The sequence below is a fragment of the Cumulibacter manganitolerans genome (genome assembly GCF_009602465.1).
Taxonomy (GTDB): domain Bacteria; phylum Actinomycetota; class Actinomycetes; order Mycobacteriales; family Antricoccaceae; genus Cumulibacter; species Cumulibacter manganitolerans.
Genome location: NZ_WBKP01000061.1, coordinates 1 through 18,454, shown reverse-complemented (window position 1 = coordinate 18,454; position 18,454 = coordinate 1). Strand labels below are relative to the sequence as shown.

General features: G+C 70.8%; 20 protein-coding genes. 11 read left to right on the top strand and 9 right to left on the bottom strand.

Annotation, left to right across the window (positions count from 1 at the left end; genetic code table 11):
* Nucleotides 1-12 precede the first annotated feature (12 nt).
* Complete coding sequence (locus tag F8A92_RS16095) at nucleotides 13-786, bottom strand: biotin/lipoyl-containing protein (RefSeq protein ID WP_153506195.1); 774 nt, start codon at nucleotides 784-786, stop codon at nucleotides 13-15.
* Nucleotides 787-914: 128 nt separating this feature from the next.
* Between F8A92_RS16095 and F8A92_RS16090 the strand changes: the two genes are divergently transcribed.
* The gene (locus tag F8A92_RS16090) at nucleotides 915-1,235 is read left to right on the top strand and encodes an oxidoreductase (protein WP_228389505.1); all 321 of its coding nucleotides are present in this window, start codon (nucleotides 915-917) and stop codon (nucleotides 1,233-1,235) included.
* 6 nt (nucleotides 1,236-1,241) lie between these two features.
* On the opposite strand, the gene F8A92_RS16085 is transcribed toward F8A92_RS16090, so the two are convergent.
* Nucleotides 1,242-2,768 (bottom strand): leucyl aminopeptidase, encoded by a 1,527-nt coding sequence (locus tag F8A92_RS16085; RefSeq protein WP_228389504.1) that lies wholly within the window; start codon nucleotides 2,766-2,768, stop codon nucleotides 1,242-1,244.
* Between the two features lie 119 nt (nucleotides 2,769-2,887).
* On the opposite strand from F8A92_RS16085, the gene gcvT reads away from it, so the two are divergent.
* Both gcvT and F8A92_RS16075 read left to right on the top strand, forming a co-directional pair.
* Nucleotides 2,888-4,000 (top strand): glycine cleavage system aminomethyltransferase GcvT, encoded by a 1,113-nt coding sequence (gcvT, locus tag F8A92_RS16080; protein WP_153506193.1) that lies wholly within the window; start codon nucleotides 2,888-2,890, stop codon nucleotides 3,998-4,000.
* A 37-nt stretch (nucleotides 4,001-4,037) separates the two neighbouring features.
* Nucleotides 4,038-4,241: a hypothetical protein gene (locus tag F8A92_RS16075; protein WP_153506192.1), complete on the top strand. Its 204-nt coding sequence runs from the start codon at nucleotides 4,038-4,040 to the stop codon at nucleotides 4,239-4,241.
* 28 nt (nucleotides 4,242-4,269) lie between these two features.
* On the opposite strand, the gene F8A92_RS16070 is transcribed toward F8A92_RS16075, so the two are convergent.
* Both F8A92_RS16070 and F8A92_RS16065 read right to left on the bottom strand, forming a co-directional pair.
* Nucleotides 4,270-4,899, bottom strand: coding sequence for a DUF3043 domain-containing protein (locus tag F8A92_RS16070; RefSeq protein ID WP_153506191.1), 630 nt, complete (start codon nucleotides 4,897-4,899; stop codon nucleotides 4,270-4,272).
* A 93-nt stretch (nucleotides 4,900-4,992) separates the two neighbouring features.
* Complete coding sequence (locus tag F8A92_RS16065; RefSeq protein ID WP_194291544.1) at nucleotides 4,993-5,904, bottom strand: GNAT family N-acetyltransferase; 912 nt, start codon at nucleotides 5,902-5,904, stop codon at nucleotides 4,993-4,995.
* Nucleotides 5,905-5,993: 89 nt separating this feature from the next.
* On the opposite strand from F8A92_RS16065, the gene F8A92_RS16060 reads away from it, so the two are divergent.
* Together F8A92_RS16060 and erpA are read left to right on the top strand one after the other, a co-directional pair.
* Nucleotides 5,994-7,097: a glycerate kinase family protein gene (locus F8A92_RS16060; RefSeq protein WP_153506189.1), complete on the top strand. Its 1,104-nt coding sequence runs from the start codon at nucleotides 5,994-5,996 to the stop codon at nucleotides 7,095-7,097.
* 138 nt (nucleotides 7,098-7,235) lie between these two features.
* Nucleotides 7,236-7,583, top strand: coding sequence for an iron-sulfur cluster insertion protein ErpA (gene erpA / locus F8A92_RS16055; protein ID WP_153506188.1), 348 nt, complete (start codon nucleotides 7,236-7,238; stop codon nucleotides 7,581-7,583).
* 67 nt (nucleotides 7,584-7,650) lie between these two features.
* On the opposite strand, the gene F8A92_RS16050 is transcribed toward erpA, so the two are convergent.
* On the bottom strand, nucleotides 7,651-8,868 hold the full coding sequence (locus F8A92_RS16050) for an acetyl-CoA C-acetyltransferase (protein ID WP_153506187.1): 1,218 nt from the start codon (nucleotides 8,866-8,868) through the stop codon (nucleotides 7,651-7,653).
* A gap of 277 nt (nucleotides 8,869-9,145) precedes the next feature.
* Between F8A92_RS16050 and F8A92_RS16045 the strand changes: the two genes are divergently transcribed.
* The gene (locus tag F8A92_RS16045) at nucleotides 9,146-10,063 is read left to right on the top strand and encodes a PDDEXK family nuclease (protein WP_153506186.1); all 918 of its coding nucleotides are present in this window, start codon (nucleotides 9,146-9,148) and stop codon (nucleotides 10,061-10,063) included.
* Nucleotides 10,064-10,120: 57 nt separating this feature from the next.
* Here F8A92_RS16045 and asnB read toward each other — a convergent pair whose 3' ends face one another.
* The gene (gene asnB / locus F8A92_RS16040) at nucleotides 10,121-12,040 is read right to left on the bottom strand and encodes an asparagine synthase (glutamine-hydrolyzing) (RefSeq protein WP_153506185.1); all 1,920 of its coding nucleotides are present in this window, start codon (nucleotides 12,038-12,040) and stop codon (nucleotides 10,121-10,123) included.
* Nucleotides 12,041-12,109: 69 nt separating this feature from the next.
* Nucleotides 12,110-13,120, bottom strand: a complete 1,011-nt coding sequence (locus F8A92_RS16035) for a nucleoside hydrolase (RefSeq protein WP_153506184.1) — start codon at nucleotides 13,118-13,120, stop codon at nucleotides 12,110-12,112.
* Nucleotides 13,121-13,317: 197 nt separating this feature from the next.
* On the opposite strand from F8A92_RS16035, the gene ctaC reads away from it, so the two are divergent.
* The 5 genes from ctaC (at nucleotide 13,318) to F8A92_RS16010 (ending at nucleotide 16,387) form a co-directional block, all read left to right on the top strand.
* Complete coding sequence (ctaC, locus tag F8A92_RS16030) at nucleotides 13,318-14,235, top strand: aa3-type cytochrome oxidase subunit II (protein WP_153506183.1); 918 nt, start codon at nucleotides 13,318-13,320, stop codon at nucleotides 14,233-14,235.
* Between the two features lie 11 nt (nucleotides 14,236-14,246).
* Complete coding sequence (locus F8A92_RS16025) at nucleotides 14,247-14,687, top strand: cytochrome c oxidase subunit 4 (RefSeq protein ID WP_153506182.1); 441 nt, start codon at nucleotides 14,247-14,249, stop codon at nucleotides 14,685-14,687.
* A 79-nt stretch (nucleotides 14,688-14,766) separates the two neighbouring features.
* Nucleotides 14,767-15,399 (top strand): nitrile hydratase subunit alpha, encoded by a 633-nt coding sequence (nthA, locus tag F8A92_RS16020; RefSeq protein ID WP_153506181.1) that lies wholly within the window; start codon nucleotides 14,767-14,769, stop codon nucleotides 15,397-15,399.
* Nucleotides 15,396-16,031, top strand: a complete 636-nt coding sequence (nthB, locus tag F8A92_RS16015; protein ID WP_153506180.1) for a nitrile hydratase subunit beta — start codon at nucleotides 15,396-15,398, stop codon at nucleotides 16,029-16,031. The genes nthA and nthB overlap by 4 nt, the downstream gene beginning before the upstream one ends.
* The gene (locus F8A92_RS16010) at nucleotides 16,028-16,387 is read left to right on the top strand and encodes a nitrile hydratase accessory protein (RefSeq protein WP_153506179.1); all 360 of its coding nucleotides are present in this window, start codon (nucleotides 16,028-16,030) and stop codon (nucleotides 16,385-16,387) included. Before nthB ends, F8A92_RS16010 begins: the two co-directional genes overlap by 4 nt.
* Nucleotides 16,388-16,390: 3 nt before the next feature.
* Here F8A92_RS16010 and aroF read toward each other — a convergent pair whose 3' ends face one another.
* Together aroF and F8A92_RS16000 are read right to left on the bottom strand one after the other, a co-directional pair.
* Complete coding sequence (gene aroF, locus F8A92_RS16005; RefSeq protein WP_153506178.1) at nucleotides 16,391-17,422, bottom strand: 3-deoxy-7-phosphoheptulonate synthase; 1,032 nt, start codon at nucleotides 17,420-17,422, stop codon at nucleotides 16,391-16,393.
* 25 nt (nucleotides 17,423-17,447) lie between these two features.
* The coding region (locus tag F8A92_RS16000) for a PASTA domain-containing protein (protein WP_153506177.1) at nucleotides 17,448-18,454 on the bottom strand (1,007 nt) is incomplete at its 5' end.

Sequence of the window (18,454 nt, the reverse complement as noted above, 5' to 3'; positions counted from 1 at the left end):
GTAGCCCGGTTCCTACTGGAAGTTGCGGGCGATGCTGGCGGCGGGTGCCGCGGCCGGAGCCGGGGCCTGCGGGGCCTCCTCCTTCGGCGCCGGCTGCTCCGCCGCGGGTGCCGCGCTCTGCGCGCCTTGCTGGCCGATGACGGCGAGGACGGCGCCGACGTCGACGGTCTCGTCCTCCTGCACGCGGATCTCGAGGAGGGTGCCGCTGGCGGGAGCGGGGATCTCGGTGTCGACCTTGTCGGTGGACACCTCCAGCAGCGGCTCGTCCGCCTGGACCTCCTCGCCGACCTGCTTCAGCCAGCGGGTGACGGTGCCCTCGGTGACGCTCTCGCCCAGCGCCGGCATGGTGACGTCGGTCCCGGAGGCCGCGCCGCCGCCCTGGCCCTGCGCGGGCTGCTCGGCGGGCTCGGCGGACGCCTGCTGCGCGGAGTCATCGGCCGGCGCGGACTGGTCCGGAGTCTCCTCGGCGGGCTGCTCCTGCGCAGGCGCGGGAGCCTCCTCGGCGGGCTCCTGGGCAGCCTGCTCCTGGCCGGAGCCACCGTCGCCCGCCCCGTCGCCGATCACCGCGAGCTCGGCGCCGACGTCCACCGTCTCGTCCTCCTGCACCATGATCTTCTGCAGCACGCCGGACGCCGGGGAGGGGATCTCCGTGTCCACCTTGTCGGTCGAGACCTCGAGCAACGGCTCGTCGGCGGTCACCTGGTCGCCCTCGGCCTTCAGCCATCGGGTGACGGTGCCTTCGGTGACGCTCTCACCGAGCGCGGGCATGGTTACCGAGACCGACATGTGCGGTATCTCCTTAGGTCCAGGACTCATCAGGTTGGCATTCGCGGCGCCGGGGCTGCGGAACACGTACCGTCACATCTTGTCACTTTCCCGTTCGCAATGCGCGCCCGGTCACCGAGGAGGATCAGTTGGCTCTGCTGGATCGCTTTCGCCGCGGCAAGGCACCTGCCAAGGGCGCCCTGGACCGTCCTCCGTCCAAGGCCGACAAGGCGCACCTGCGCGAATTCGTGCGGACCCGGCGCAGCGTCGAGGCGTACGTCGAGCCGCGCACGAACGTGACGCCGATGAGCGTGCTGCTCGTCGCCCACGACGGGGAGTGGACGCGGCGGCGCACGACCGAGAAGGACGCCCAGCGGCTCGCGTCCGAGCTGAGGATCCCGGTGTACGACGTCCAGCGCACCGGGTACCCGCAGCGGATGCGCGACTGGTCGGCGCGCAACAAGACATAGCCTCCGTCAGCCGGCGGCGACGATGTCCTCGAGCACGTGGAGGATCGTGCGCACCGGCGTGCCGGTCGCGCCCTCGGCGACGTAGCCGTACGCCGACGCCTTGTTGTACGACGGGCCCGCGATGTCGATGTGCGCCCACTGCACGCCCTCGGCGACGAACTCCTTGAGGTAATGCCCGGCGGCCAGCATCCCGCCGGGTCCCTTGCCGATGTTGGCGATGTCGGCCGTCTTCGACTTCATGCCGTCGCGCACGTCCTGCGGCAGCGGCATCGGCCAGGCGGCCTCGCCCACGCAGGTGCCGGCGTCGGCGACCCGGTCCCGGAACTCCTCGGAGCCCATGACGCCCGCGGTCCGCTCACCGAGCGCCACGACCTGCGCCCCGGTGAGGGTGGCGGTCTCGATCAGGTAGTCGGGCCCGTCCTCGCAGGCGCGGGCGATGGCGTCGGCCAGCACGACGCGCCCCTCGGCGTCGGTGTTGAGGATCTCGGACTTCTTGCCGCCGCGGTGCACGACGACGTCCGACGGGCGGTACGCCGAACCGCTCGGCAGGTTCTCCGCGAGCGGGATCGTCGCGACGACCCGAAGGGGCAGCTCGAGCGCCGCGGCCAGCAGGGTGGCGGCCATGACCGCGGCCGCCCCCGCCATGTCGGTCTTCATCAGGTCCATGTTCGCGGCGGGCTTGATGGAGATGCCGCCGCTGTCGAACGTGATGCCCTTGCCGACGAGCGCAACGGAGGGCGTGCCACGGCGAACGCCGGCCGGAGCCCACGTCAGCCGGAGCAGTCGCGGCTTGCGGTCGCTGCCGCCGCCCACCGCGAGGATGCCGCCGTACCCACCGCTGGCGAGCTGCTTCTCGTCGAGGATCTCCGCCTTGACCCCGAGCGGTGCGCCGAGCGCCTTGGCGCGCTTGGCGAACGAGTCCGGATACAGATCGTTCGGGGGAGTGTTCACGAGATCGCGGGCGATGGCCACCGCCTCGCTGATCTTCACCGCGCGCTTCAGCGCGGTGGTGTTGGCCGCCGCGCGCGCCTTGTCGACGGCCAGCGTCACCTTCTTGGCCGGCAGGTCGGCGGGCTTCGGCTGCTCGCTGCGGTACTCCCCGAACGTGTAGCCGCCGAGCATCAGCCCCTCCCCGACGGCCTGGACGAGCTCCGGGTCGGTGCCGCCGTTGACCCCGGCGAGGGTCGTCGCGACGTGCGCCATGCCGTTGGTGGCGCGGATCGCGGCGCCCGCGGCCTTGCGTACCCGTTCGGTGTCGAACGGCTCGGCGTGCACGCTGTCGTCGTCCCCGGCCGAGCCCAGGCCGACGGCGATGACGACCGGTGGGGTCGCGCCGGCGCGACCCACCCGCGTCACCTCGCCCTCGGTGCCGCGGGCACCGACCAGCTTGAGCATCTCCAGCAGCTCGCCCGGCTCGAGGGACTCGGCCCCGTCGAGCATGATCAGCTCGTCGTCCTTCTGGGCGACGCCGACGATCACGGCGTCCAGCTTCAAGGTGTCGAGGCTGCGGTCGGACAGGGCGAGGTCGGTCACGTGAATCCTCCGGGCGGAGCGAGTGGTGGGTCGAGGGATCAGCCTACGCGGGCCGCCCGGGCCCGCTCATCCGTGACGCCGGATGGTGGGTCGCGCCGCGGCGCGATAAGTTGCGCGGTATGACCGAGCAGGAACTGTTGACCTCGCCCTTGCACGACCGCCACGAGGCACTCGGCGCCAAGCTCGCCGACTTCGGCGGCTGGCAGATGCCCATCGAGTACGCCGGCGGCGGCGTCCTGGCCGAGCACAAGGCGGTGCGTGAGGCCGTCGGCATCTTCGACGTCTCGCACCTCGGCAAGGCCACGGTGGCCGGTCCCGGCGCGAAGGACTTCGTGAACTCGCTGCTCACCAACGATCTCGATCGGATCGCGCCCGGCGCGGCCCAGTACACGCTGTGCTGCGACGAGGCCTCCGGCGGCGTGGTCGACGACCTGATCGCCTACCTGATCAGCGACGACGAGGTCTTCCTCGTCCCCAACGCGGCCAACACCACCGAGGTGGTCCGCCGCATCCAGGACGCCGCCCCCGACGGGATCGGCGTCACCAACCAGCACCGCGACTTCGGCGTGATCGCCGTGCAGGGGCCGCGCTCCGCGGACCTGCTGCAGGCGCTCGGCCTGCCGACCGGGCACGACTACATGGCGTTCGAGCGCGCCGAGTACGACGGCGTCCCGCTGACCGTGTGCCGCACCGGCTACACCGGGGAGCACGGGTATGAGCTGGTGATCCCCTGGGACCGGACCGCGACGGTATGGGATGCGCTGATGGACGAGGGCTCCGCGCTGGGGGTCGCCGCGTGCGGGCTCGGCGCCCGCGACACGCTGCGCACCGAGATGGGCTACCCCCTGCACGGCCAGGACCTCTCGATGGACATCACCCCCAACCAGGCGCGTAGCGGCTGGGCCGTGGGATGGAAGAAGCCGGCGTTCTGGGGCAAGGACGTCCTGTCAGCCGAGCGGTCGGACAAGCCGGCGCGGCTGCTGTGGGGGCTGCTGGCGACCGACCGCGGCATTCCGCGGCCCCACATGCAGGTGCGCTCCGCGGACGGCGACGCCGTCGGCGAGGTTACCAGCGGGACCTTCTCGCCGACGCTGCGCAAGGGCATCGGTCTGGCCCTGATCAGCCGCGACTCCGGCCTCAGCGAGGGCGACGAGGTGCAGGTCGACGTCCGCGGCCGCACCTCGGTGATGACCATCGTGAAGCCGCCGTTCGTCGAGAGCCACGTACGGTAGGACAATCGGACGACGCACGGCGACGAAGGGGTTGACCATGGCCTGGACGTGGCAGCTGGAATCGAACGACGGCAAGGATCTGAGCGCCATCGAGGTACCGGAGTTCGACGACCAGGGCGAGGCGGAGACCTGGATCGGGGACCGGTGGCAGGAGCTGCTCGAGCAGGGCGTCGACTCGGTGACGCTCGTCGAGGACGACGAGGTCATCTACACCGGGATGAGCCTGCACCCGCCGTCCTGACCCGACGGGTGACCGTCCGCCGCCCGGGCTAGTAGCTCTCGCCGGGCTCGATGACCGGCTTGGGGTAGCGCAGCCGGCGGATCATCAGGCCGCGGATGATCCCGTAGTAGCGCAGCGAACCCATGCGCAGCGTCGTCTTCGGGAACCGCTCGCGGACGGCCGCGCCGATGATCCGCGCGAGGAAGAACGACTCGATGATGATGACCGCGAAGAAGGCCAGCCAGGCGTACGAGACGTAGTTGTACAGCTGCGGGTTCTTCGTGGGCAGCCCGGAGAACATCGCGACCAGGATGAGGATCGCGAACAGTGGGAAGGCCGAGCTGACGCTGCGCCGGGAGTCGACGATGTTGCGGACCAGGGCGCGCTCGGGACCGGCGTCGCGCGCCTGCATCCGCTCCTCGCGCGGGCTCACCGTCCGCTTCTCGGCGGGAAGCCCCGCAGCCTTGCGCTCCTTGTCCCGCTCGCGCATCCGCTGGCGCGCCTCCTTGCCGGTCGTCGGCGGCGGCGGGACCGGCTGACGGCGCTGCTGGCGCTTCGGCGTGGGGCGGCCCTTGGGAGCCGTCGGATCGAGCTTGACCTCTTCGACGGGCGCGGACGGCGTGGGTGACGTGACGGAGTCCCCTGCGGCGGGCGCAGGCTTCGACCAGGGCATCTTCATGATGCCCTCCAGGATACGTGGTGACGGCGCTCGCAGCGCGACCGGCGACGGGCGCCGACGACGGCGCAGCGGCGGCGAGCCGAGCCGTGTCGGTCAGCCCAGCGAGTCGTGCGGCAGGTAGGGCGCGGGCAGCGCCATCCCGCGCACGGTCACCGGGCCGGCGATGTGCAGATCCATGCCCAGGCGGCGTACGACGTCGAACGCCCACCGCTGCTCGCCGGTGATGTTGCGGACCGCGGCGGGGCGGCCGTCGTCGCCGGAGCCGAGACACTCGAAGAGCAGTTCGCGGGCCAGGGCGGTGGTGGTGGCGGCGACCGTCAGCGGAGAGCCGTTGGGGTGCGCGTACGCGTAACCGCGGGCCGACCGGTCCTCGGCGACGAAGAGCCGGGCACCCTTCATCAGCAGCGTGTGGTCCGCCCCGCGCGCCGCGCCGCGCAGCCTGCGATCGACCATCTCGAGCAGGTCGAGATCGTCCGGCCCGCCGGGGCGCACGTTGCTGGTGGCCGGGAGCCGGCTGCGGTCTACGACACCCTCCGCGCGCATCGACGGGTGGACGTCGAAGTTCCAGGGGAACAGGGTGCGGATCGTCTCGGCGGCGCGCACGACGGCCATCGAGCGCAGGTGGTTGTCGGTGAGCGTCCTGAGGTGCTCGATGAGCGCGGCCGCGTAGCCCTGTCCCTGGTGCTTCGGCGGCACTGCGGTCATCGACATGATGATGGTGCCCTCGCGGTTGATCGCCATGCTGGCCCCGCGGATCTTGCCGCCGTCCTCGACCACCAGGCACAGGTCGGGGTCGGTCGCCAGGATGTGCTTGCCGAGGTCGTGCGAGGTGATGCGGTCGCCGAGCTGGTCGCTGGCGTTCTTCGGGTCGGCCCACGGCTCGAGGCCGCGGACGTCCTGCATGTCGGTGATGTCCTCGTCGTACGCCCGGCGAGCGATCTTGACGACACGAGGGAGATCGTCCAGGGTCATCGGCCGCACGAGATCGACAGCCACACTCTTCATCTGCTTGAAGATCCCTTCGCCGGTCCGAGGCGGGTTCATTCTCGCACCGCGGCGGCCCACCGGCGGCGCCGGGATGAAAGGGTCGACGGATGAGGATCGTCATCGCCCCCGACAGCTTCGGCCAGACGCTGACCGCGCCCGAGGCGGCGAGATCGATCGCCGACGGGCTCGGCCTGGGCGCCGACAGCGTGCGGTTGCCGATGTCCGACGGCGGCCCGGGATTCATCGACGTCCTGCGCGGGTCGATCGCCTCGGCGCGGGCCATCGACGTGCCGACGACGGGCCCGCACGGGGAAGCGGTGACCGGCACCGTGCTGCTGGACGGCGCCGGTCGCGGGTTCGTCGAGTCGGCGCAGGCGGCCGGTCTGCAGGCGACTGAACGGCGCGACCCGTTGTGGGCGTCGTCGTACGGCGTCGGCACGCTGATGCTGGCCGCGGTCGAGGCCGGCGCCCGGACCGTCGTCGTGGGCCTGGGCGGATCGGCGACCAACGACGGTGGCGCCGGGCTGCTCGCCGCGCTCGGGGTCGTCGCGTACGACGCGGCCGGGGTCGCCGTCCCGGTCGGGGCCCTCCCGCTGCTGGGCGTCGACCACCTCGCGGGGACGGCCGCCATGCGCACCGCGCGGGTGGTCGCGGCGACGGACGTCGACAACCCGCTCTGCGGGCCGGACGGCGCGTCGGCGGTGTTCGGCCCGCAGAAGGGCGCGAGCCCGGACGACGTCCGGCTGCTGGACGCAGCGCTCGCGCACTGGGGCGCAGTGCTCGAGCGGGATCGGCCGGTCAGCGCGCCGATCGTGACGGCGCCCGGCGCCGGCGCGGCCGGCGGGATGGGGGCCGCGCTGCTGTCGCTCCGCGCCGTACGACGCAGCGGCTTCGAGGTCGTGAGCGAGGCGGTCGGGCTGGGCGACGCCGTGGCGGACGCCTCGCTGGTGATCACCGGCGAGGGGTCCTTCGACGAGCAGTCGGTGCGCGGCAAGGTCGTCAGCGGCGTCGCGCGCCTCGCGCAGGAGCAGGGCGTGCCGTGCGTCGTGGTCGCGGGGCGGGTGTCCCTGGGACGCCGCCAGGCGGCGGCGTACGGCATCGACCGAAGCTACTCGCTCGTGGAGCACGCGGGGGAGCAGCGGGCGATGCACGAGGCCGCGGACGTGCTGCGCGAGGTCAGCGAGCAGATTGCCCGCGACTGGCTGCGGTGAGCGCCGTCCCCTGTGGCGCGCGAGACGCGTCGTCCGACAGAGGAGCGGCGTACGATATGTGCGTACGTCGGGAATGAACCCACCGAACTGCGGGTTGCAGCAGAACGCACCGCATCCGGACATAGATAGAGGTAACTCATGAGCGCTACGACCGAGACCAGCAACGGCATCCAGCTCTCCGACGCGGCGGCCGCCAAGGTCAAGTCGCTGCTGCAGCAGGAGGGCCGGGACGATCTCCGCCTGCGCGTGGCCGTGCAGCCCGGTGGCTGCTCGGGGCTGCGCTACCAGCTCTTCTTCGACGAGCGGCAGCTCGACGGCGACAAGATCGAGGACTTCGGCGGCGTCGAGGTCGTCGTCGACCGAATGAGCGTCCCGTACCTCGGCGGCGCGACGATCGACTTCGTCGACACCATCGAGAAGCAGGGCTTCACCATCGACAACCCGAACGCGACCGGCTCCTGCGCCTGCGGCGACAGCTTCAGCTAGGCCTGCAGCAGTCAACGAGAATCGCCCTCCGGACCTCGGTCCGGAGGGCGATTGTCGTTGCTGAGGACTACTCGCTGACGTTCTCGAAGATCGCGGCCAGGCCCTGGCCGCCGCCGATGCACATCGTCTCGAGGCCGTACCGGGCGCCGCGGCGCTTCATCTCGTACGCCATCGTCGCCAGGATGCGGGCGCCGGTCGCGCCGACCGGGTGACCGAGTGAGATACCGGAGCCATTGACGTTCAGCCGCTCGTCGTCCCCGGCGATGTCCCACTCCTTCAGGCACGCGAGAGCCTGCGCAGCGAACGCCTCGTTGAGCTCGATGAGGTCGATGTCCTTCCAGGACAGCCCGGTGCGCGCGAACAGCTTGGCGACCGCCGGGACGGGGCCGATGCCCATCGTCTTCGGCGGGACGCCGGCGTGCGCCCAGCCCACCAGCTTGACCATGGGGGTCAGGCCGAGCTCCTTGGCGTTGGCCTCGGTGGTGATCACGCACATCGCCGCGGCGTCGTTCTGGCCGCTGGAGTTGCCGGCCGTCACGGTCGAGTCGGCGTCCTTCTTGGCGCGGATCGCAGCGAGCTTGGACAGGCTCTCGACTGTCGTGTCGGGGCGCGGGTGCTCGTCCTCGGTGATCTGCTGCTCGGGGCTCTTGCGGGTCGCCGGCAGCGTGATCGGGACGATCTCCTCGGCGAACTTGCCCTCCTCGATCGCTCGCTTGGCCTTCATCTGCGAGTGGTAGGCGAACTCGTCCTGCTCCTCGCGGCTGACGGTGTACTCGGCGCGGAGGTTCTCGGCGGTCTCGATCATGCCGCCCTCGACCGGGTAGGTGTGCCCGCCGGCGGTGACCCGGCCGCGCATCAGACGGTCGACGAGCTCGAGCTTTTCGCCCTTGATGCCCTGGCGCAGACCGAGCGCGTAGAACTCGGCGTTCGTCATCGACTCGGCGCCACCGGCGATCACGGTCGTGTCGACGCCCATCGCGACCTGCGCGACGCCGTTGAGGATGGCCTGCAGGCCGGAGCCGCAGCGGCGGTCGAGCTGCCAGCCGCCGGTCTCGATGCCGAGCCCGGCGTCCAGCGCCGCGATGCGGCCGATCGCCGGCGACTCGCCGTTCGGGTAGCACTGCCCGAGGATGACGTCGTCCACCTGGCCGGGCTGCAGGCCGGTGCGGGCGATGAGGCCCTTGAGCGCTTGGGTAGCGATCTCCGGCGCCTGCAACGGCGTGAAGACGCCCTTGAAGCCGCCGATCGCGGTGCGTACGGGATTACAGATGACCACGGATTCCATAGCCGACACTTTTCCACACGAGCCGCCCGGCATCGCAGATAGTTTGCTCACCTAACGACCCGGCGCAAGTGTGCACGGGCTGGTGCCTCCCGAGGGGGGTCGTGTCCCGCGAGCGGACCGATCGGCCCGCTCGCGAAGCCCCAGCCCGCTCCCGAAGCTCCAGCCCGCTCGCGAAGCTCCAACCCGCTCGCTGCCGCGTTGTCCACAAATGCCGCGTTGTCCACATCCGGCGTCCGCGGGCGAGCCGGGTCGCTACGCCGCACGTCAAGGTGGGGGCATGGAGCTGCCGCGCGCCCTGCTGGCCCACCTCGGAGACCACTACGGGCTGATCACCCGCTCCGAGGCGTTCGCCCTCGGGTGCACCCGGAAGGAGCTCGATCGCGCGGTCGCGACCGGCGGTCTGCGGAACCTGTGGCGCGGGATCCTGACCAGCGCTCCTGCGCCGGTCACCGCAGGCGGCCGAAATCTGGAGCTGGCCCGCGCCATCGCGATCGCGTACGACGAGGCGCTCGCCATCAGCCACGAGTCGGCATTGCTCGCCCACGACCTGCCGACGTACGGCACGGATCTGGCCCGAGCGCGGCTGGTGCGCTGCAACGGAGGCGATTCCCTCCGGACGGCGGAGGTCCAGATCTGTCGGTCGCGGCCGAGGCTGTCACCTGTGCTGATCAACGGAGCCCGGGTGGTACCCGCGGCCGTGGGAATCGTCCAGGTGGCGTGCGAGATCGGGGTGGACGCCGGGCTTGTCGCCGCGGACGCGGCCGCGCACCGTGGGTTGATTGTCGTGGATGACGTGGTGGCCGCCAGTCGTGCGATCGGGCGGTGCCCGGGCGCCGCGCGCGCTCGGGGGCTCGCCGACCTCATCGAGCCGGCGACCGAGTCGCCAGGAGAGACGCTTACGCGGCTGATCGCGCACCGCGGCGGCGTCCGCCTCGAGCCGCAGGCGCCGATCACGGACCGGCGAGGCAAGGTGATCGCCAGGGTCGACTTCCTGCTCGCGGCGGAGCGACGGATCGTGGAGTTCGACGGGAAGGTGAAGTACGGCAGCAGCGGTGACCTGTATGCCGAGAAACAACGCGAGGACCGGCTGCGTGCGCTCGGCTACGAGGTGGTGCGGGTGGTGTGGGGCGATCTGGCCCGGCCGTCGGAGGTGCTGCGTCGGATCGAGCGGGGTAATGTCCCGCCGGCGGAGTGATCAGCCCGCTCGGGAGACACAAGCCCGCGCACGACGCACCACCCGATCGGCGGCCGGCTACAGGCGGACCGGGTAGTGGACGTCGGGGATCTCGGGCTTGAGCGAGCCCTCGATGAAGATCGCGTGCCAGATCAGGAAGACCAGCACCGTCCAGATCTTGCGGGAGTAGTCCAGCGGACCGGCGCGATGCGCCTCCAGCATGGCCTCGATCGCCGGGAGATCGATGAGGTGCCCGGCCCCCGAGCCGCGGATGATCTGGCGCGCCCAGTCGTACATCTCGTCCTTGAGCCAGTGCCGCGTGGGCACCGGGAAGCCGAGCTTGCGACGGTTGAAGATGTGCGCCGGGACCACCTGGCGCAGCGCCTGCCGCAGCGCGTACTTCGTGGTCTCCTTGGTGACCTTCTGGTCGACCGGGATCGTGGAGGCGAGCGCGAACACCTCCTTGTCCAGGAACGGCACGCGCAGCTCGAGCGAGTTCGCCATCGTCACCTTGTCGGCCTTGACCAGGATGTCGCCGCGCAGCCAGGTGAAAAGGTCGACGTACTGCATCTTGGTCACGTCGTCGAGGCCGAGCCGGCCGGCGCGCGCGTAGATGTCGCGGGTGATGTCCATGATCGACTGCCCGGAGTCGTGCGAGCGCAGGAACCCGAGCTCGTCGTCGCGGAACAGCCGGGCGTTGCCGTAGTAGCGCTGCTCGATCGGGATGGTGCCGCGGCGCAGCAGGTCCTTGCCGCGCATGCCGTCCGGCAGCCGGCGGGACGCCGAGGCGAGCAGCCTCTTGACCGCGCCAGGAACCTTCTCGAACGCCGCGAGCGACAGCGGCTCGCGGTAGATGTTGTAGCCGCCGAAGAGCTCGTCGGCGCCCTCCCCGGACAGCACGACCTTCACGTGCTTGCGTGCCTCGCGGGCGATGAACCACAACGGGACCAGCGCCGGGTCGGCGACCGGGTCGTCGAGGTACCAGACGATCAGCGGCACGGCGTCCATGAACTCCTGGGGCGTGACGACGCGGGTGATGTGCCGGACGCCGATGGCCTCGGCGGACTCCCGGGCGACGTCGATCTCGCTGAACCCGTCGCGCTCGAAGCCCACGGTGAACGTCAGCAGGTCGGGGTTGTAGCGCTTGGCGAGCGCGGCGATCGCGGTCGAGTCGATCCCGCCGGACAGGAACGACCCGACGGTGACGTCGGCACGCATGTGCATGCGCACCGAGTCGTCCATGACGTCGGCGATCCGGTCGTACAGTGCCGCCTTGGCGGCGTCCCCGGACACCGGAACGATGGGGAAGTGCGGGTCGAAGTAGCGCTTGGTGACCAGGGCGCCGTCCTCGACGGTGAACGTGCAGCCGCTCTCGATCCGCCGGACCGCGGTCTGCATGGACGCCGGCTCGGGGACGTACTGCAGGGTGAGGTAGTCCTGCAGCGCGCGGGTGTCGACCGGTGCAGCGGCACTGCCGGGCTCGGAGCCGATCAGGTCGAGCAGGCACTTCTTCTCCGAGCCGAACAGCACGGCGCCGTCGTGCTCGGCGTAGTAGAGCGGCTTGATGCCGAAGTAGTCCCGCGCGCCGAACAGCCGGCGCTGCTCGGTGTCCCAGATGGCGAACGCGAACATGCCGCGTAGCCGGCTCACGCAGCCGTCGCCCCAGTACTTGTACGCCGCGACGATGGCCTCGGTGTCGCCGTCGGTGGCGAACGTCGCGCCGAACTCCTCGGCGAGCTGGCTGCGCAGCTCGAGGTAGTTGTAGATCTCGCCGTTGAAGATGATCCGGTAGCGGCCGCCGTCGTACGACAGCGGCTGCGCCGAGCCCTCGATGTCGATGATCGACAGCCGCGCGAACGCGAGGACGACGTTCTCGTCGGACCAGACCTGGGTGTCGTCCGGGCCCCGGTGGTGCATGTGCGGCAGCGCCGCGCGCGCCGGCTCGGCGTACGCCGCCGCCTGGCCGTCAGCCCGGTAGATACCGAGGATTCCGCACACGGGTCGCTCCTTCGTAGGCTCGAGTCTCGAGAGGCAAGCGTACTGACGAACGATTCGCGCCCGCGGTACCTAGGACTGTTGCATTCGTCGCGCGAGCACCGCGAACGAGTCGCTCATCAGGTCCCAGAAGGCCGGGACGTCGATCTCGGTGAGGACCGTCGAGTTGGCGTGCACGCTGGTGTGCGAGGTCGCCTCGCCGGCGGGGCGCGGGGGAGCGGTGAAGTCGACGACGCTCATGCCCGAGGTGTACTCGCCGTGGGTCTCGATCCGGGTCAGCGCCGGCATCGCGGCGAACAGGTCGGGGCGGAAGGCGTACGCGGCGGCGCAGGCGTCGTGCACCGCCGGCCCGACGCCGGCGGAGACGTGCGAGCGCGGCGCCTTGATGGTGCCCTCGGCCGCCCGGTTGTCGAAGTAGTTGGCCAGGGAGGGAACCAGGAGGCGGTCGGACAGCTCGCCGTACCGGCGCCACCGGTCCATGACGGTGTCGTCCACCCGCGCCTGCAGCGTCAGGTCCAGCCCGACGAGCACGGGTTCCCACGGGGCGTGGAACACCGCGGCCGCGGCCTCGGGGTCGGCGTAGAAGTTGAACTCGGCGGCGGCGGTGATGTTGCCGCGCGTCCACGAGCCGCCCATGAGCACGACGGTCTTCGCCCACTCGGCGATCCGCGGCTCCTTGCGCAGCGCCAGCGCCAGGTTGGTCATCGGCCCGACCGCCACCAGGGTGATCTCGCCGGGGCGCCGGCGCAGCTGCTCGACGATGAAGTCGGGCCCGTAGCCGTCGGCGGCCGGGCGGGTCGCGGCCGGGATCGGCGCCCCGCCCAGGCCGTCACGCCCGTGCACGTACTCGGCGAACACGTTGGCGCGGGTCAGCGGGTGCTTCGCGCCGGGCACCACCGCGACCTCGGGATGGCCGTAGAACTCCGTCAGCCGCAGCGCGTTGGCGGTCGTCGTCTCCTGCGCGACGTTGCCGGCGACGGTGGTGATGCCGACGAGCTCGACCTGGTCGGTGCCCAGCAGCAGGGCGATCGCGAGGGCGTCGTCGATGCCCGGATCACAGTCGAGCAGTACGGGCACGGGCACGGCGGAACTCCTTGCTAGGCGGCGATCGGCGGCGGCCGACCCGGTCAGAATAGGCGGCCACGACGCGCCGGGCCGAAACCTGACCCGGACCACACGGCCCGGTATCCGGTCGACTAGTCTGATCGACGTACATCTGGATCCGTTTGGCCGGCTCGCGTGCGCGCACGCAGCGGGCCACGCGTACAGGGAGGACTTTCGTGCCCCGCAACCGACACAAGCGCGCCTGGCGCACCGCCGGGCTAGCGCTGCTCAGCACCCTGTTGCTGGCGGGCTGCTCCCGCGCCGAGATCGAGGACAACCTGCGTTTCGGCTGGCCGACCGGCATCACCGATCAGGCCGAGCAGATGCGCCTCCTGTGGTCGTGGTCCTGCGTCGCCGCGCTCGCCGTCGGCTGCCTCGTGTGGGGCCTGACCTTCTGGGCGTCGGCCTTCCACCGCAAGAAGAACGACGAGCTCCCGCGCCAGACGGCGTACAACCTGCCGCTCGAGGTCGTCTACACAGCGTTCCCGTTCGTCGCCATCGCGATCCTGTTCTACTACACGATCGTGGTGCAGAACTTCGTCACCGACCGCACCGCGAAGCCCGACCACAGCGTCGAGGTCACGGCGTACAAGTGGAACTGGCAGTTCCAGTACGACGACACGACCGACACCAACACCAGCGAGATGGTCAAGACGACCGGCACCACCGACGAGATCCCCGTGCTGGTGCTGCCCGCCGGCTCGAAGATCAAGTTCAGCGTGCACTCGCAGGACGTCGTCCACTCCTTCTGGATCCCGGAGTTCCTCTACAAGCTCGACGTCATCCCGCACGGCTTCAACAAGGACGGCACGCTGACGGACCCCCAGGGGCAGGGCACCAACCAGTTCATCGTCGACATCAAGAAGGGCACCGAGGGCGCGTACGTCGGCCGCTGTGCCGAGCTGTGCGGCGTCTACCACGCCCAGATGAACTTCGAGCTGCGCGTCGTGGCGCCGGACAAGTACGACGAGTACGTGAAGGCGCGCGAGTCGGGCAAGTCGAACTCGGAGGCGCTGAAGTCGATCGGCGAGGCGCCGTACGCGACGAGCACGCACCCGTTCAACCCGCAGCGCACCGCGCACAACAACTGGTAAGGGGCTGAGTCATGAAGCTCGAATCCGCCATCTTCATCGGTTGTGGCCTGTTCCTGGAGATCTCAGGGATCGTCTACTTGATCGTCACCGACTTCGAGCCGGCCGGCTCGGTCGGCCTGATGCTGTGTGGGCTGCTCTGCTTCTTCATCGGCGGCTACTTCTGGTTCATCTCGCGGCGCATCGACGCCCGTCCCGAGGACCGCACCGACGGTGAGATCCTCGAGGGCGCCGGCGAGCTCGGCTTCTTCGCCCCGGCGTCGTACTGGCCGTTCGGCCTCGCGCTGTCGACCGCGATCATCGGGGCCGGCGTCGCGTTCTGGTACCCGTGGCTGATCGGCGTCGGCGCGGTCATCGTGCTCGGCATGGTGGCCGGTCTGACGATGGAGTTCTACACCGGGCAGAACACCGAGTCGCACACCCACGTCGGGGAGAACCTCTCCGAGCACATCTAGCGATCGCGCACCACCAAACGGCCGGCGGCTTGTCCGCCGGCCGTTTTTCGCGTCCGCGTCGGCCGGGTAGGGTTCTCTCATGAGCCATGAGCATGCCCAGGAGCACGAGCACGCCGAGTACAGCGAGCTGTCCGAGATGGACGCTCGGGTGCGTGCTCTGGAGACCCTGCTGACCGAGCACGGGCTGGTCGATCGGGCCGCGCTCGACGCGGTCGTCGAACGGTACGAGACCGAGGTCGGCCCGCACAACGGCGCTGCCGTCATCGCCAAGGCCTGGACCGACCCGAAGTACAAGGAATGGCTGCTGTCGGACGCCGACGCCGCGATCGCCTCCCTCGGCTACGTCGGGCGCCAGGGCGAGCACATGGTGGTCGTCGAGAACACCCCCGAGCGGCACAACATGGTGGTGTGCACGCTGTGCTCGTGCTACCCGTGGCCGGTGCTCGGCCTGCCGCCGGTCTGGTACAAGTCGCCGGCGTACCGCTCGAAGGCGGTGATCGACCCGCGCGGCGTCCTCTCCGACTTCGGCGTCGAGCTGCCCGACGACACCCAGATCAAGGTGTGGGACTCGACGGCGGAGGTGCGCTACCTGGTGCTGCCCATGCGTCCCGAGGGCACCGAGGACCTGACCGAGGAGGAGCTGGCCGCGCTGGTCAACCGCAACAGCATGATCGGCACCGGACTGGCCGGAACGCAGCAGGAGGTCTCATGAACGGCGTGCACGACATGGGCGGGTTCCACTCGTTCGGCCCGGTGGTCCCCGAGAGCGACCAGCACGTCTTCCACGCGGAGTGGGAGAAGCGGGCGCTGGCGCTCACGCTGGCCGTCGGCGCGCTCGGGCTGTGGAACATCGACCAGATGCGGCACGAGCGCGAGAAGCTGCCGCCGAGCATCTACCTGTCCAGCAGCTACTACAAGATCTGGACGCTGGCGCTGGAGAACGCGATCGTCGCCCTCGACCTCCTCGAGCGCACCGACCTGACCGCCCGCACGGCCGACCAGCTGATCGCCGGCTTCGCCGGCCAGGGCTCCTACGAACGGCCCACCGACACGCGCCCGGCGTACGCCGTCGGCCAGCAGGTGCGCACCCGCGAGCTCAACCCCGCCGGCCACACCCGGTTGCCGCGGTACGCGCGCGCCCACGTCGGCACCGTCATCGCGGTGCACGGCGCGCACGTCTTCCCCGACCGCAACGCCGTCCCGTTGGGCGAGCGCCCGGAGAAGACCCCGGAATGGCTGTACACCGTCGAGTTCACCGGTCGCGAGCTCTGGGGGCCGGACGGCGACCCCCAGATCATGGTCTCCATCGATGCCTGGGAGCCGTACCTGGAGGCGGCCGAATGACGACGGCGGCGCAGGCCCTGCGGGAGATCTCGGCCGCGTGCGGTGACGCGCTGCCGCTGCCGCCGCGCGGCGACGAGCAGGTGTTCGCGGCGCCCTGGCAGGCCCAGGTGTTCGCCATGACGGTCGCGCTTTACGAGCGGGGGCTGTTCACCTGGCCGCAGTGGGCCGAGCTGCTCGGCGCCCACCTGGCCGACGGCGCGGCCGACGGCAGCGACTACTACGAGCGGTGGGCCGACGCGCTCGAGGAGCTGCTCGGCCGGCAGCACATCGCGACCGGGGACGAGATCCGGCGGACCACCCAGGCGTGGCACGACGCCGCCGCGCGGACTCCGCACGGCCAGCCCATCGAGCTGTAGGGGCTAGCGCTGGTTCTGGCTGCGGCCCAGCAGCGCCGGGAAGGTCGCCATCACCTTCGACAGCTCGGTCAGCGAGTCGCCGAACAGCGCCTGCGGGCCGTCGCACAGCGCCTCCTCCGGACGCGCGTGCACGTCCACGATCAGGCCGTCCGCGCCGGCCGCCAGGCCCGCGCGGGCCAGCGGCACGACGAGGTCGCGTCGCCCGGCCGCGTGCGAGGGGTCCACGATCACCGGCAGGTGCGTCATGTCGTGCACGACCGGCACGGCGGTCACGTCGAGGGTGTTGCGCACCGACGGCTCGAACGTCCGGATCCCGCGCTCGCACAGCACGATGTTGAGGTTGCCGCGTTGCGCGATGTACTCCGCGGCCATGAACCACTCGTCGTACGTCGAGGTCAGGCCGCGCTTGAGCAGCACCGGCTTGCCCACCGACCCGGCGGCCTGCAGCAGCGCGAAGTTCTGCATGTTGCGGGTGCCGATCTGCAGCATGTCGGCATGCTGGGCGACGACGTCGACGTCCGCGGCGTCGACCACCTCGGTGACGACCGGCATCCCGACCTCGCGACCGACCTCCTGCAGGATCCGCAGGCCCTCGACCCCGAGGCCCTGGAAGGCGTACGGCGACGTGCGCGGCTTGAACGCACCGCCGCGCAGGATCGTGCCGCCGGCGGTGACCGCGAGCCGGGCGCCCTCGAGCGTCTGCTCGGGCGTCTCCACGGCACACGGACCGGCGATCAGGGTGACCGTCGACGGGCCGATCGGCACGTCGCCGACCATGACCGTCGAGGTGTGCGAGTGGTTCTCCTTCGAGACGAGCTTGTACGGCGTGGTGATGCGGAAGACCTCGTGCACCCCGGAGTGCTGGGTGAGGTCCTTGGCCTCCAGGGCCTCCAGGACACCCGCGTTGCCGACGACGCCGATGATCGTCCGGCTGACGCCCTTGGAGATGAAGGCCTCGCCGCCGGCGTCCTCGACGACCTGCACGATCTCGTCGATGGCGTCCTGATCGGCGCCGGGGGACAGCACGATGACCATGGTCGGTTTCCTCTCTGCGGGAGGCTCACACGACCTGGATCGTGACGGTGGAGCCGCGCTTCGCCTTCGTGCCGCCGGACGGGGACTGCGCGGCAACCAGTCCCAGGGTAGTGAAGACGGTGGAGACCTTGACGGCGAACCCCGCCGCCTCCAGCGCGGCCTTGGCGTCGGCGGTGGTCTTGCCGGTGACGGACGGGACCTCGACGAGGTCGGGGCCCTTGGAGACCACGATGGTCACCGCGGCGCCGGCGCCCGGCTGCAGCTCCGTACCGGCCTTGGGATCGGTTCGCGCGACCTGCCCGGCGGGGACGTCGGAGAACTCCTGGTCGGGGCTGACCGTCGGCGCGAAGCCGGCATCGGTGAGCGCCGTGGTGGCGGCCTCCGGCGACTTGCCCGCGACGTCCGGCAACGGAACGGGCTTCCGGCCCGCGCTGACCGTCATCGTCACCGTCTCGCCGGGCTTGAGCGCCGTGCCGGCGGGCGGGCTGAAGGAGATCACCGAGTCCTTCGCGACCGACTCGCTGTAGTCCTGGGCCTGGGTGACCGTGATCTTCGCGTGCGTGAGCTTGTCGATCTGCGCCAGGATGTCGGCGGCCGGCTGGCCGAGCCAGCTCGAGTCGAAGATGTAGCGCTCGAGGCCTTTGGAGAGGGTGATGCGGACGTCCTTGCCGCGGGTGACCTTCGTCCCGGGCTTCGGACTGATCGCGACCGGGTAGCCCTCGCCGACGGTCTCGGAGAACTGCGGGGCCTGGAGCGCGACGTCGACGTCGGCCTTCTTCGCGAGCGTGGAGATCTCCTGCTGCCCGCGGGCGCGCGAGAAGTCCGGGACCTCGGTCCACCGGCCGTACTGCATCCACCAGAACCCGGCGCCCGCCAGCAGCGCGACCACGACGAGCATGACCAGCGCCGGGACCCACCGGCGGCGGCGCCGCGGCCCGGGTGCGGGTGCCGGCTCGTCGGGCGTCGCCGGCGAACCGGTCGCTCGTGCCGCCTCGTCCGCGGTCGCGGCGTCCTGCAGGGCGATCCGGGGGG

What these genes read in the sequence shown, in the direction of transcription:
- F8A92_RS16065 (WP_194291544.1), bottom strand. Translation starts at nt 5,904, where the DNA reads ATGAAGAGTGTGGCTGTCGATCTCGTGCGGCCGATGACCCTGGACGAT.
- F8A92_RS16075 (WP_153506192.1), top strand. Translation starts at nt 4,038, where the DNA reads ATGGCCTGGACGTGGCAGCTGGAATCGAACGACGGCAAGGATCTGAGC.
- gcvT (WP_153506193.1), top strand. Translation starts at nt 2,888, where the DNA reads ATGACCGAGCAGGAACTGTTGACCTCGCCCTTGCACGACCGCCACGAG.
- F8A92_RS16095 (WP_153506195.1), bottom strand. Translation starts at nt 786, where the DNA reads ATGTCGGTCTCGGTAACCATGCCCGCGCTCGGTGAGAGCGTCACCGAA.
- F8A92_RS16050 (WP_153506187.1), bottom strand. Translation starts at nt 8,868, where the DNA reads ATGGAATCCGTGGTCATCTGTAATCCCGTACGCACCGCGATCGGCGGC.
- F8A92_RS16045 (WP_153506186.1), top strand. Translation starts at nt 9,146, where the DNA reads ATGGAGCTGCCGCGCGCCCTGCTGGCCCACCTCGGAGACCACTACGGG.
- nthA (WP_153506181.1), top strand. Translation starts at nt 14,767, where the DNA reads ATGAGCCATGAGCATGCCCAGGAGCACGAGCACGCCGAGTACAGCGAG.
- F8A92_RS16070 (WP_153506191.1), bottom strand. Translation starts at nt 4,899, where the DNA reads ATGAAGATGCCCTGGTCGAAGCCTGCGCCCGCCGCAGGGGACTCCGTC.
- F8A92_RS16060 (WP_153506189.1), top strand. Translation starts at nt 5,994, where the DNA reads ATGAGGATCGTCATCGCCCCCGACAGCTTCGGCCAGACGCTGACCGCG.
- nthB (WP_153506180.1), top strand. Translation starts at nt 15,396, where the DNA reads ATGAACGGCGTGCACGACATGGGCGGGTTCCACTCGTTCGGCCCGGTG.
- F8A92_RS16010 (WP_153506179.1), top strand. Translation starts at nt 16,028, where the DNA reads ATGACGACGGCGGCGCAGGCCCTGCGGGAGATCTCGGCCGCGTGCGGT.
- aroF (WP_153506178.1), bottom strand. Translation starts at nt 17,422, where the DNA reads ATGGTCATCGTGCTGTCCCCCGGCGCCGATCAGGACGCCATCGACGAG.
- erpA (WP_153506188.1), top strand. Translation starts at nt 7,236, where the DNA reads ATGAGCGCTACGACCGAGACCAGCAACGGCATCCAGCTCTCCGACGCG.
- F8A92_RS16025 (WP_153506182.1), top strand. Translation starts at nt 14,247, where the DNA reads ATGAAGCTCGAATCCGCCATCTTCATCGGTTGTGGCCTGTTCCTGGAG.